Source organism: Psychrobacillus glaciei, assembly GCF_008973485.1.
In the GTDB taxonomy this organism is placed as follows: Bacteria; Bacillota; Bacilli; order Bacillales_A; family Planococcaceae; genus Psychrobacillus; species Psychrobacillus glaciei.
This window is the reverse complement of the sequence record NZ_CP031223.1, coordinates 2,141,589-2,155,055: the sequence shown is the minus strand read 5'-3', so window position 1 is coordinate 2,155,055 and position 13,467 is coordinate 2,141,589. Positions and strand designations below refer to the sequence as shown.

The 13,467-nt window shown below is 33.8% G+C and carries 14 protein-coding genes; 10 read left to right on the top strand and 4 right to left on the bottom strand.

What is annotated here, in order from left to right:
* Positions 1 to 86 precede the first annotated feature (86 nt).
* Complete coding sequence (locus PB01_RS09995; protein ID WP_151700076.1) at positions 87 to 1,184, top strand: metallophosphoesterase; 1,098 nt, start codon at positions 87 to 89, stop codon at positions 1,182 to 1,184.
* A gap of 223 nt (positions 1,185 to 1,407) precedes the next feature.
* Positions 1,408 to 2,055, top strand: a complete 648-nt coding sequence (locus tag PB01_RS09990) for a VanW family protein (RefSeq protein ID WP_225986242.1) — start codon at positions 1,408 to 1,410, stop codon at positions 2,053 to 2,055.
* Positions 2,056 to 2,338: 283 nt separating this feature from the next.
* Here the strand turns inward: PB01_RS09990 and PB01_RS09985 are convergent, their stop codons facing one another.
* Both PB01_RS09985 and PB01_RS09980 read right to left on the bottom strand, forming a co-directional pair.
* Positions 2,339 to 3,697, bottom strand: a complete 1,359-nt coding sequence (locus PB01_RS09985; RefSeq protein ID WP_151700074.1) for an Nramp family divalent metal transporter — start codon at positions 3,695 to 3,697, stop codon at positions 2,339 to 2,341.
* A 355-nt stretch (positions 3,698 to 4,052) separates the two neighbouring features.
* Positions 4,053 to 4,643, bottom strand: coding sequence for an aldose epimerase family protein (locus tag PB01_RS09980; RefSeq protein ID WP_264158176.1), 591 nt, complete (start codon positions 4,641 to 4,643; stop codon positions 4,053 to 4,055).
* Positions 4,644 to 4,691: 48 nt separating this feature from the next.
* On the opposite strand from PB01_RS09980, the gene PB01_RS09975 reads away from it, so the two are divergent.
* The 5 genes from PB01_RS09975 to PB01_RS09955 all read left to right on the top strand — a co-directional run bounded on the left by PB01_RS09975 (position 4,692) and on the right by PB01_RS09955 (position 8,852).
* On the top strand, positions 4,692 to 5,654 hold the full coding sequence (locus PB01_RS09975; RefSeq protein ID WP_151702022.1) for an ROK family protein: 963 nt from the start codon (positions 4,692 to 4,694) through the stop codon (positions 5,652 to 5,654).
* Between the two features lie 164 nt (positions 5,655 to 5,818).
* Positions 5,819 to 6,142: an ArsR/SmtB family transcription factor gene (locus tag PB01_RS21375; protein WP_151700072.1), complete on the top strand. Its 324-nt coding sequence runs from the start codon at positions 5,819 to 5,821 to the stop codon at positions 6,140 to 6,142.
* Between the two features lie 3 nt (positions 6,143 to 6,145).
* The gene (locus PB01_RS21370; RefSeq protein WP_151700071.1) at positions 6,146 to 6,547 is read left to right on the top strand and encodes an SRPBCC family protein; all 402 of its coding nucleotides are present in this window, start codon (positions 6,146 to 6,148) and stop codon (positions 6,545 to 6,547) included.
* Between the two features lie 788 nt (positions 6,548 to 7,335).
* On the top strand, positions 7,336 to 8,379 hold the full coding sequence (locus PB01_RS09960) for an ArsR/SmtB family transcription factor (protein WP_151700070.1): 1,044 nt from the start codon (positions 7,336 to 7,338) through the stop codon (positions 8,377 to 8,379).
* A 74-nt stretch (positions 8,380 to 8,453) separates the two neighbouring features.
* Entirely contained in the window at positions 8,454 to 8,852 is a 399-nt protein-coding gene (locus tag PB01_RS09955; protein WP_225986241.1) for a hypothetical protein, read from the top strand.
* Positions 8,853 to 8,984: 132 nt separating this feature from the next.
* On the opposite strand, the gene PB01_RS09950 is transcribed toward PB01_RS09955, so the two are convergent.
* Both PB01_RS09950 and PB01_RS09945 read right to left on the bottom strand, forming a co-directional pair.
* Entirely contained in the window at positions 8,985 to 10,400 is a 1,416-nt protein-coding gene (locus tag PB01_RS09950) for an HD domain-containing protein (protein WP_225986240.1), read from the bottom strand.
* Between the two features lie 61 nt (positions 10,401 to 10,461).
* A complete protein-coding gene (locus PB01_RS09945; RefSeq protein ID WP_225986263.1) occupies positions 10,462 to 11,082 on the bottom strand; it encodes a Type 1 glutamine amidotransferase-like domain-containing protein in 621 nt (206 codons plus the stop codon).
* 161 nt (positions 11,083 to 11,243) lie between these two features.
* Here PB01_RS09945 and PB01_RS09940 point away from each other — a divergent pair, with 161 nt between their 5' ends.
* The 3 genes from PB01_RS09940 (at position 11,244) to PB01_RS09930 (ending at position 13,317) form a co-directional block, all read left to right on the top strand.
* Positions 11,244 to 11,870, top strand: a complete 627-nt coding sequence (locus PB01_RS09940; RefSeq protein WP_151700067.1) for an RNA polymerase sigma factor — start codon at positions 11,244 to 11,246, stop codon at positions 11,868 to 11,870.
* Positions 11,860 to 12,576, top strand: a complete 717-nt coding sequence (locus PB01_RS09935; protein WP_151700066.1) for a hypothetical protein — start codon at positions 11,860 to 11,862, stop codon at positions 12,574 to 12,576. The genes PB01_RS09940 and PB01_RS09935 overlap by 11 nt, the downstream gene beginning before the upstream one ends.
* A 177-nt stretch (positions 12,577 to 12,753) precedes the next feature.
* Positions 12,754 to 13,317, top strand: a complete 564-nt coding sequence (locus tag PB01_RS09930; protein ID WP_151700065.1) for a hypothetical protein — start codon at positions 12,754 to 12,756, stop codon at positions 13,315 to 13,317.
* Positions 13,318 to 13,467 lie beyond the last annotated feature (150 nt).

Below are 13,467 nucleotides of genomic sequence, written 5' to 3'. Positions count from 1 at the left end.
TATGAATTAATCTCTATTAAATTACAAACAATAAGGTTCTTTTGATATAATATTCTTAAAAGAAAAAATATTCTGGAGTTGAGTTAATGATTGACGTAAGAAGGGTGCAATTAGATAAAACAGTGCGTTCAATAGTTATTTCCGATATACATGCAAATTTAAAGCTTTTTAAAGAACTCTTGAGCAAGGTGAATTATACGAATGAGGATTATTTATTTATAAACGGAGATCTTTGCGAAAAAGGGCCAAACAGCTTAGAGATTGTTAAATATGTTAGGGAGTTATCCGAGCAATCTCATAAAGTGTATATAACAAAAGGAAATTGTGATCTTGTATATCGTTATGTATTTAATGGGAGTAAGGGAATCATTCCTTACATGAACAAACAACAGAATTCTGTTTTGAATGAAATGCTAACATTACATAGTAAAACATTGGATGATTTTAATAACTTAACTGAATTAGCTCATTTTTATCGAGAGTATTTTCATGATGAAATTGGATGGATGGAATCACTGCCAAATGCTTATGAAACAGATGAATTTATTGTCATTCATGCAGGCATTGAAAACATAGAAGATTGGCATCAAACAGGAGAAGAGTTTGCTTTATATACAGAATCTTTTTATAAAAAAGCACACCAAGCTGATAAAACTGTCATAGTAGGGCACTGGCCTGTCGTGAACTATCGAGCAAAGCAGATAAGTTCACATAACCCGTTAATTGACTTGGATAAAAAAGTAATCGCATTAGATGGGGGAAATCAAATAAAAAAAGACGGACAGTTAAATGCACTAATTATTAAAAACAATACATTTTCATATACATATGTAGATGAGTTAACAGAAGAAATGATTGTACAAAAAGATTATTCCGATTTAACGAACAGAATTGGAACCGTGACTTATCCAAATTATGAAATGCAGATTATAAAGCGAGAGGAATTCTTTACTCTTTGTGAAAATAGTAAACTAGGAATAAAACAATGGATAAAAAATGAATATCTAAGAGTTAATGATGGTTTGATATTTTGTAAGACTGATCTCAGTACAACTTTTTTGTCTGTTAAACGAGATGAAAAGATTTGGCTCGTGGATAAGGAATGTGACGGATATATTCTTATTAAAAGGATAAATGGTGAAGTAGGCTGGATACCAAAAAACTGTTTGAATGTTATACTTTAAGGAATTTTTTTGAAGGATCGGTCCAATAACTGAATGATCTGGAAGGGGGAATAATTTGAGATTTTCAGAGATTCATCCGTCTCTATACCGTATTCGAGTTAAACAAAAGACCTTATTTCGTTTTTTACAAAACGTGAGAGATAGAAAAAATTTTGCAAGGAATAAGAGCAAGATTTCTTATCCTTATACATGTAAAAAACACCAATCGCTCTTAAGGAGGCGGTTGGGTGATAGCGATCCACAACTTCAAGAAAATAAAATAGTGAATCTATCCATTGCATCGAATAGAATAGATGGAATCGTCATCCACCCTGGTGAGATTTTTTCATTTTGGGAATTAGTAGGGAAAACAACTAAAGCAAAAGGATATATTGAAGGTATGCAACTCTCAAGGGGAGAAGTGAAAACAGGAGTTGGTGGTGGAATCTGTCAACTCGCAAACCTACTCTATTGGATGGTCTTACACACTCCATTAACCATTTTAGAAAGACATCATCATAGTTTTGACCCATTCCCTGACGAAGGAAGAGTTCTTCCTTTTGGAAGCGGTGCAAGTGTTTTTTTCAACTTTGTAGATTTAAGATTTCAAAATAAAACGGAACATTCCTATCAAATTCATGTTTGGTTAACTGATATGCACTTAAAAGGATCCATCTATACAAACGAAAAAGTTTATTATTCTTACCATATAGAAGAAAGAAATCACATATTTTCTAAGAAGAAAGACGAGAATTATAGACAAAATGAAATTTGGAGAAAAACGATTGATAAAAGAACAGGTAACTGTATAAACGAAGAACTACTTATTAAAAACTATGCTGAAGTAAAATACGAAATAAATTTAGACACAGCAAGCCAGGCCCCCTGTTAGAAACAAATCGTCTTTAAATAATGACTAACACAGGGAAACACAAGAATGTGTTGAAATAAAGCTTAAGTTAGATAGTTTTTCTTACTTTTATTTCTCTTTACATGCTTTTTTCACTTGAGTAACATATAACCCGGAGTGAGTGCCACATAACTTAATCTGAGTACCAGTTAACTACAAGAAAAAGTGTTTTTCTATTAAATTTACCAATAAGCTTCTAAAACTTTCACATGAAAAAAAGCGGTATTATTATTGATCAAATCATACCGCTTTTTCAATGTATATTTTAACCTAAGTCTTGCCCAGTAATGATAATATAACCGATTAAAAATATATTCAAAATGATGATTAACACGGTACATATCCATGCTAATAATTTAACGGGTAATTTATTGGCGAATTGACCCATTTTCCTTTTATCGCTAGTAAACAAAACTAAAGGTACAACTGCAAATGGGAGGGCTAAACTTAATACAACTTGACTCCACAAAAGTAGTTCCCCTGTTCCTTTTGATCCAGCAATCCAAGTCACAATAAAAGCAGGGATAACTGCTAATAAACGTGTGATCAAGCGACGTAGCCATGGGGAAATTCGTAAATGAATAAATCCTTCCATCACAATTTGACCACTCATTGTTCCGGTAATCGTAGCGTTTTGCCCGGAAGCAAGTAAAGCAACCGCAAATAATGTACTTGCAATCCCAACTCCTAACGTTGGGCTTAATAATGCATATGCTGCCTCTATTTCAGACACATTTAAACTCGTTCCATAAAATGCAGCCGCTCCAAGAATTAAAATAGCCGAATTGATAAGAAATGCTGTAGTTAAAGAAAATGTAGTATCAATAAGTGAAAATTTTAATGCCTCTTTTTTTCCTTCTATTGTTCTTTTGTAGTTTCTCGTTTGAACGATGGAAGAATGTAAATATAAGTTATGCGGCATGACTGTAGCGCCTAATATACCAAGGGAAATAAAGAGCATGCCTGGATTCGTGACAATTTCCATTTGTGGTACATACCCGCCAAATAATGCAGAAATCTCAGGTTTGGAAATAATCACTTCAAATGCAAATATAACGAAAATAGTAAACATTAATACGATGACAATCGATTCGATAATCCGAAAGCTTTTCTTTTGCAAATAAAGTAAAAGTAATACATCTAATGTGGTAATAGTAATTCCTAACAGAAGGGGAATTCCAAACAATAAATTTAAGGCTATAGCTGAACCAATAACTTCTGCAAGATCTGTTGCAATTATTGCAAGTTCCGTTAAAATCCAAAGAAAAATGGCCGTTTTCTTGCCAGTTGCGTCCCTTGTTGCTTGTGCGAGGTCTCTTCCGGTAACTATACCAAGTTTTGCAGACAATGATTGCAGTAACATGGCGATTAAATTAGAAAGTAGAATGACACTCAATAGGGTGTATCCAAAGCGTGCACCGCCGGCAATGGATGTCGCCCAGTTTCCTGGATCTACATATCCTACAGCTACTAACGAACCTGGTCCTGCAAAAGCCAAAAGTTTTCGCCAAAATCCTCCCTTAGTTGGAACATTAACTGAGCTATTTACCTCTTCCAAACTCACATTAGAACTTTCTTTCAACCATCCCTGCTGGTTGGACTTATTTTTGGATTGAGAACTCATTATTCATCCCTCCTAAATTTCTTTATATGTCAAAATGTTTCCTTAGGCCAACTTTTAAGGTAATAAAATCCACTTTTTAGTATATGTAAATATAATAACACGGTATCTTGTCTTTGTAAAAATATTTTGCTCAAAAGAAACTTTTATTACGATAGGAACTTTTTGAAAAAACGATGAGGTTGATCTGAGAATTTGATCACTCATTTTAGGATAACAGAAATAACTTGTATACCTTATCTAGCTAAACTTGTAAAAAGTTAAAGGGAAGGTAATTAAAACAAAAAACACCGCTAATAATCCTCATTAGCGGTTTTTCTTGTTCAGAATTTAGCTTGACTCTAATATTTTATTAAACTTATTCTACTAGACCGAATGCAAAAACAGTTTGTTTTTTGTATGTTTCCTGCGCATTCAATGTAACTGTGGGAAACCCATCGTGATGCAAAGAGGCGGGAGAGGCTTGTGTCTCAAAACAAACGCCTACATAAGGTTTTGAATTTCCATTCGCTAATGCAAGGTTTTCATCAAGGGAATTTGCTGTGTACATTAGTACACCAGGTTGATTTGTCTTAATTGTCATTTTACGTCCACTCGTTTCATCTATTACAACAATATTTTCTAGTTGCTGATGATTAAAGATAAAATAATGATCATAGCCATTATTTACAACCATATTTTGTGTGAATTTGGAGTTAATGCCGTCCGCAAGCTTTCTTCCATTTCGAAAATCAAATGGAGTATTCATTACGTGGATTTTCTTTCCGGTAGGAATTAATTCTTTATCCAGTTCAACAAATTCATCACTATCAATCACGATATGATGATTGTGTATCGTCGAAGCTAAATTCTCGCTTAAATTGAAATACGAATGATTTGTCATTGTAAGAACTGTTGTTTTATTCGTCTTAGCGGAATAATCTATGAGGAACTCATTTTTATTATTCAATGTATAAACTACTGTAATATCTAATTTGGTAGGGTATCTACCTTGACCATGCTCCTAATCAACAATCAAGGATTTTTTATTATTGGCATTGACGCTGGACTGGAAATGATCGAGTCTGTCTTAACCGATTTGTCAGGAAATATTATGCAACGGAATTCCAGTATGTTGACAATACTATCAACCAACGACCAATTCTTAGATACTTTAAAGGCATGCATACGTAATGTACTAGAAATCACTTCTTCAGATTCGAAAGATGTCATCGGTATAGGTGTTGCCATGCATGGCGTGGTGGACGTAGAAACAGGTACATCTCTATTTGCTCCTATATTAGGTCTGACGAACATTCCGATTAAAGCAGAACTAGAAAAGGAATTTGATCTGACTGTTAAAGTAGAAGATGATGCACGTGCGATGGCATTAGGAGAGTTTTGGTTTGGGGATCATGCTGTCTTAGATAGTATGCTTGCTGTGAATATAGGTCACGGAGTAGGAGCTGGACTTGTTGTTAACGGGAAATTATATCATGGTGCTCATGATATTGCTGGGGAAGTGGGACATATTACCATTGATCTTCATGGTGAAATTTGTGAATGTGGCAATAGTGGGTGTTTGCAAACATTTATAACTGGTCCTGCCATTGCAAGGAAAGTAACTAAGAGAACGTCACAAAATCATGATGAGTTTCCCTATTTAAGTGCAGAAAAAATCTATGAATTTGCTGAGAGAGGCAATGAAAAGTTTTCGGCAATATTAAAGGAAACCGGAAGAATTATCGGCATTGGTTTAACGAATTTAATCCATATTATTAACCCTCAAAGAATCGTTCTCGGAGGAGGAGTTACTAAGTCAGAGAAATTTATCTTACCGGAAATACTTAAAACAATTGACATGTGTACATTAACACCAAAGGCAAAACAAACTGAAATAAGGATAACTAAACTTGGTGACGATGCTACATTAATAGGTGCAGTGTCATTACTTCTAGTTGATTTATTTGACCCCAGTTAAATTTGTTTTCAATTTTACTCATAATAAAGAGGGCACAAATATTCTTGATGATAGGCGAATAAAATAAATGCATTATGTCAAAAATATATATATTGACTGGACACTAAATGGTGTCATATAATAAAGACACCAATTGGTGGCCGATTTATAAAGGGTGGGTGATTTTGAACGAGAAAAGTCAAGAGCGTGATGTTTATGTAGCTATTGCTGATCCAACTAGGCGTAAATTGCTACGTTTGTTGGCAGAGGCAGAAGAGTTACCACTTCACGAATTAACTACTCAATTTCAAATGGGTCGTACTGCTGTTTCAAAACATTTAGCTATCCTTAAAGAAGTTGGTCTAGTTGCCGATCGTAAAGTTGGGAGAGAAACAAGATATCGACTAAATGCGGATCCCTTAAGGGAAATTCAGGATTGGGTAACCTTTTATGAGAAGTTTTGGAATGATAAAGTAGCACTTTTAAAAAAATTATTAATGGAGGATTAAAAAATGAAAGATTTATCATTAGATTTTCAATTTACAAGTTCAATCAATAAAGTGTGGGAATCACTAACAGATTCAGAAGTGCTTGCGAAATGGATGTGGAAAAATGACTTTAAACCGGTCGTTGGACATGTTTTTCAATTCAGAGCGGAGCCAAATGAATGGTGGGATGGAATTTTAAATGGGGAAGTACTCGAAGTGGACGAACCTCATAAGTTGTCTTACAAATTGGGAACCGGTTCTGAAATTCATACAGTCACTTGGACTTTTACAAAGTCCGAAGATGGAGGTACCCATCTACATCTTGATCAAACTGGAATCAGTGATAATCCAGGGGCGTTCGAAGGGGCTAAATACGGTCAAACAGAAAGTATTGGAAAACTTAAAAAATTATTGGGCGAACTGTAACACTACAATTATAATGTCTGTGCAACTCCAAAAACTATAAACGATTATTGAATTAGAACAAGAACTATTGCAAAGATTGTTGATATTAGAAGTTTTTCCAGAATGCGGAAAAACGTCTTTTTAATGGAATGAAAAATCTAGTTAAATAACAGGTTTTTTCATAATTGAATTTAGCAAATGTCTTAGGATAGTTGTAGAAGAAAACTCATTTGCAATGATAAATTGCAAATGAGTTTTTATGCTATTTTGAAGAGAAGCCTCGTTGGCTGAGAAAATCTATTTTTATCTAAACATGCCATTCAAAGTAAAAGTATTTATAAATGCTTTCAATCTATTGTCTAAAGGAGAATAAAAATTTACAGTGAACCCCAATTAGTCTCGCTTTAAGTTGAATTGGTCTTGGTTCTAGTACTACTGGTCTCGAAGTTCTATAAAGTGTAAATAGATTCACCTAGCTAAGCAACACATGATTTCTATAAATTGTTTTGCAATTAGTACTGAGTACTCAAAAAGGTTCATGAAGTGGCGGAATCACTTCGCGATCAAGGTTACTACGGTAAATGAGCTATAAATACAGAACTTAAAGGTAGAGATATTCACATGTTCTATAAGAATATTAAGTACTCTGGGGAATTTATCCATCAATTAGAGGGACTCAAATCATTGCAACTAGGGGCATAACACTACGAAAAACCGTTTTTCTTGTAATAATAAATTTCTCTATTGATTCCAAAACAATTGAATAGTATATTCTAAATACATAGAATTTTACAGTGGGGGGTGATGAAATGGAAGTATTAAATCATACAAGTAGAAAGAGGGAAACGTATCAAGTTCACGTTACATACTCGGTATTGTGGGAGTGTGCACTTGGGATTGCTGCAATTACTAATACACCTATTATTAAAACGTTAGAAAAACCAGCAGATTATTGGGAGGAATTAAAAGAGTCCCTACCTGTTGGATTACTAGTGGAATTAGACTTTGTTTCAAATAAAAATACATGGAAGGCTTTGCTACAGTTGCTCCATATTGGGGACTTCAATGAGTTAAAAGAGTTTACTTCTTTTATTCAGGCACTACCTTTAGAGGATTTAACATTTATTTGTCTACCTTTTATCGGAAATAAATACCAAGAATTAAGACGAAGAGCTGCATTAGGCGAAGAATCGGCCATGAAGGAAATGATGAAGCTTACAAATGATCATTCATTTTTTCCTAACTATATTGAATTCATTTGCCAAGCGAATGGAAGACGATTAAAAGAACACCTTATTAATGTGATGACGGATTGGTATGAAGCGATTATTGAGAAAGATTTATACCGTCTTCAAACCATCTTGAAAACAGATTATGAAATGAAGAAAAAGATGTTAGATAATATGCCTCCAGAAGAGTTGGTTGAATGGGCTACAAGGGGCGTCTCATATTTGCCAGAACCTAGTATTCATAACGTGTTGTTAATCCCACAATACATCTATCGTCCGTGGAACATTGAGGCAGATATTGAAGGTACAAAGGTCTTTTATTATCCTATTGCCGATGAAAGTATTACACCTAATGATCGTTATACACCGAATAACTTTATTGTGCAAAAACACAAAGCACTCGGGGATGAGGTACGTCTAAGAATCGTTAAATTACTATATGAACACGATCGAACATTGCAGGATATTACCGAAAATTTAAATATCGGTAAATCTACCATCCACCATCATCTAAAGATATTAAGAGCAGCTAAGTTAGTGGAGATTATCGATGCAAAGTATTCTCTTAAAAGAATAGCGTTTGATGTGCTATCAAAAGAATTGGAGTTATATCTAAATCAATGAGTAGAGGGATGCTTAACAATTTATTAAAGAGCCGCCCTTTCTCTTTTTTTCTAATAAAAGGAAGTGTAAATTCTGTGTTTTTGTTAAAACAATGGAATAATCAAGTAAGAATAGTTCGTGTATTATTCTTTGTTTCTTTGGTTTCATTAATAGTTTCAGGTTGTTCCAATGGAATGACAACTGGAAATCCAACACCAAAAGATATGCTTAAAAATGGAGATGCAGATATTTTTCTTTTAGAAGATATTGTATATGCCAATGCTCAAGATATTGAATGGGTACAAGATACCTACTATACGCTAGGGAACCAAGTTGGGGAAATAACAAAACAAAAAGTATCAGCATTCAACTTTAATAATGGTACAGCAAGTAAGTTGCCTGTTGGAACGAAAATATACGCAACGGGCAAGGGATTTTACGTTGCTGTTGTTGATGGTACCGAGATACCTTACATTAAATTGTTGGAAGGTTAGTAAATGAAAATGTTAAATGAAAGCGGAAATATATCTGTAAAAAGAAATGGTAATATTGTTTAAAAGACTGAATGGTATGTTTTCAAGGGGTTGCTATGAGATAATTAGACAGTTTCCGTTGACTTGACATAGTCAAAAATTTAGTATTTTTTTACTTTTATTAACAACCCCCATTATTTCTTTAAGGGCCTTCGATGTTTGTACATGGTGTAACCATTTAGCATCCACTGTTATTTTATTTTTGGTGTGGATTTCTATAATGTCCATGTCTTGTAGGACTGTTTGGGGTGACTGGAATTCACTATTTACTTTTGCGAAAGACATTCTATTTGCAAGTGAAGGATCTAAAGCATATGCAAAATCAATGATGTTTGAATTTATTGGTAATATGATCACATCCATTTTCGGAGTGAACACCGTTATTTCTTTCTGAAATAATTCAAATGAAATTAACTCACAAAATGCTATTGAATTTTTAGCAATCGTTTTTACAGAATGGATAGACGTACCTAATAAAGAATTACTTAAACTTTGAATATCATTTTCTTTTAGCTTGGCAAAAACACCATGTTCATAGTAGGTTTTTGTAGCTTCATCCTGAATAATCACACGGAGAATCAAATCTTCAATTTTAACCTTAGTCTCTAGATATTTTAAAAATGGGTGATTTTCAATCGCTATTTTGTCTACAAATTGATTAGGCACCGGCTCGAATAGGGAGTGGATAGTGCCAAGAACAATATAACAATTAAGGGTTGTTTTCGTAGTTATGTGAATTGTAAAAAGTTCTTGCAAATTATGTCCTTCGCTTACTAGATTATATAATTGAAAGAGGGGTGGTTTCTTCCAATTTGTATGAACGATGAATTCACTTGAATCTTCTTCATGTACATGATGAAGAAATTGATTAAATATCTCAGAATATACTTGCGTATAATCATTCATAATTTTTTTAAACAGAGTATATCTTGGAGGATTTAAATAGCTAAATCCTAAGTCTTCTAATTCCTCTTGCATCTTATACAAGCCTATCTTTTCGGCAAGTGGGGAAAAGAATAATAAGGTTTCATTTGCATAAGGTATTTTCTTTTCGATTCTTTTAATTGCGAGCGTTCTCATATTATGCAGCCGATCTGCCAGTTTAACTACAGCAATTCGAATGTCAAGTATCGCCATGGAGAGAAGTTTTTCTGTGTTAACCGCACTGTACTCTTCTTTTTCAAATACACCTTTTTCAAACTTTGTTAAACCATCCACAATGTAAGCAACTTGACTGCCAAAATGCTCTTCGATTTCAGACAAAGAAACTTCGGTATCCTCCACAACATCATGCAGTAATGCACATATTAAAGTGGTTAAATCTGCCTCATACTCCGATAATATTAGACATACTTCCAGTGGATGAATAACATATGGCTCTCCCGTCGCTCTTTTTTGATAAATATGTGCTTTCTCTGAGAATTCTATTGCCTTTTGTAATTCTACTTTTTCCTCATCGGATAAGTATTTACATTTATACATGAGCAAAACTTTCACATCATTTACCAACTATCCCACCTCATTTTATTCTATTTCAACTGGAAATACTTAGATTAGACAATTATGAAGATTATAAGAGAGCAATTTTTTCTTTTTTTAAATTACTGAAGTGATATATTTCGTTTATACACATTATTTTTGTACCATCCGAAAAAATTGCAGAACCATTCGGAATGGCGTATATCTCCCTTTTATTAGATAATCCTATTATTTCTTCATCTATGCTCGGTTCGTAATGTACTTCTATACTAAAATCAACCAATCCTATCCCTTTTATTACATTGGTTTTGGGATAATCCCCATCTTTTGAAATAATACAATCATTAGATAAAACTAACGCACCTGCGCTATAACCAATTATTAAGCCTTGAAACTGCTTAATTACAGGTATTAGATTTTTTTCGTGTAATCTTTGCATTAACAAATCTGGTCTTCCTCCAATTAAATAAAGTACATCGTGTGCACTAATTTTCCTAACCATGTCGTGAGCATCCGTTTCAAACTGGAGCAGCTCCACATTTTTGTTTCCTATTATGTTGAAAGTTTGCTCAATTATTTTAAACCAGCCTTCATATTTAGATACTTCCGTTGCAAATGGAATGATTAATACTTTGTGTTCTGTCATAACATAATTAGATAATTGATGAATAACCTCTTTCAGTTCGTTGTTAAGATGATTCCCACCACCAATAAAGCATATATTTATTTTAAAAACCTTCTTTCTACAAATTTGAATAAAACTAAATGTAATCTTCTGTATATATTAACTTAAAAATCTATTCACTTCTAATTATTTTTAGAAAATTCAAATTGAAATTATTCGAATGGTATAATTAACTTAATAAGGAATTTATGGGTATATTCAAATTTCTTTTGAATATGCTTCTTTTTTTTGAAACAGGTTTAATTCTCAAACGACTTATTACAAACGCCAATAAATGGGGTGAGATGTTGGATCGAACAAATAGATACATAGAAGAGCTATACAACCAATATTACCGGGATGTCTATCAATTTGCGTTGTATTATACAAACAATAAGCAGGATGCAGAGGATATTACACAAGAAACATTTATTAAAGTGATGAGAAACTTTTCACAACTGAAGGATGAAACGAAGCAAAAAACTTGGATATTATCCATTGCTCGCAATACAGCTGTCGATATTCATAGGAAACAGGTGTTAAGACGGCTACTTCCTAGCAAGTTAGAAAAAAAGAGCCAACTTAGTGGGGAAACTGCAGAACAGCGAGTGCTGATGCAGGAGGATTGGGCTTTATTGCAAGAGGCACTACTCTCTTTAAAACCGCATTACCGTAGCCTCGTTATTTTAAAAGGATTAAAAGAATTCAGTAATAAAGAAACGGCAGCCATTTTAGGATGCACCGAGTTAAAGGTACGAGTGGATTATCACCGAGCGATTGCAAAAATGAAGAAGGATAGAAAGCTAGAGATTGGAGTGGACCTGTATGCAAGATGAAAAAGATCCTAATTGGTTAAAGGCCTTAGCAGATCGTCCAGATTTAGAACCTGACAAAGATTTCGTTGAATCACTGCGTAATAAAATTCATACTCCGATTCATTCCTCTTGGAAAAGTGCATTTGTACCAATGGTCATCATAATGCCACTAACGATTGTAGTAGCTCTAGTTCTGTTTTTTATCGTTCGGCAGGATTTTAAAACAGAAAGTGTATTTGTTAATAGCGCTGGGGCATGCGTAGATAAGCCAACAAGTTTCATCCGTGGTAGTCAGGAAATTATAGGAGATGAAGAGTATAAGTTTGTCCGTGTATCAGCAAGTCATAAAAACAAAGTAGGTGAAAAGCATCCAATGACACTTTGGGAAATGGATGATCTACAATTTGATGAAGAAAATCGCTCGTACGTACAGTACTTTGGTGGCTACGAAATCGGAGATAAGATTGCTATCTTAGATAAAGTAATGCAAGTTAAATATGATGCAACAACGAATCTAACAACCATTCGTTTTGAAAATGATACAAAATCTTATTTTCTCCTTCATTTTAAAGGCGATGCGCGAAGTAAAGTCAAGCAAGGAGAAGATATAACGCTTTACTTTAAAGTTGTTCCTTATTTGGATTGCTTTGATTATGAAACGCTTGATTATTTTAAGTTATTACTGAAGAATGAATATCTGGAAATTGAAGCGTATTTGAAAAAATAAACTATTTGAGTCGGAGAGGTGAGTAAATGCTCAAAATTCCTAGCATTCTAGATGGAGAGATCGCTAGGCAATTATGGAACTTTCATATGGATTTTACAAGTGGAATGCTCGTATGTGTCACTAGTATCCTTATTGTAATTTTATTGTTCGTTTGGGCAAAGAGGAGGGGGATGTATCATGTATCGTAGAACAGAAGGACGACATATTTTTATGGCATTGGCCATATGTTTATTTTTATTTTCTCCGCTTGTTATTTTCTTTGAACCACTTATTGTTGCGGAGACTTTGTATTATGAGCGAGGCGTTTGGATAACACAGGTTCCTAAGATTAACTTTATGCTATGTGGAATTGCGATGCTCTTGCTACTCCTAGCATTTGTTGCATTATGGCTAATGAATATGAATAAATTATCAATAGTACTCGCTGTTTTATGTACATGTGGGTGCCTTGTTCTTTTACATGGTGGATCTTTATCGTATGTATCATTATCAGGGGAAGCCATAACATTCCGTCATGCATTTTCCCAAGATAAACAAAGCTACACGTGGGATAGTATAGATAGTATTCATTATTTTGATGACTTAGAAAATGACGTCCAGCCATTTTATGTATTCTACTTTCCAGATGGAGAGGAATTTCAACTTAAGAAAAATGGTCTATTAACAGAGGAAATTCGAATCCGAATCGACCAAAAAATACGAGAGTTAAATATCCCGTTTGAGAGGATTCATGAGTGGTGATTTTATGTAAGTTCCAATACTATTTTAATTATTTCATATGTTTTTTCGAATATATATTGACTAAAAAGGCATGTAACCTATTATCTGTTTATGTTACTGATCCATTTTTTTGTTTTTTTTGAATAGAACGATTTTTTTGTTATAATATAT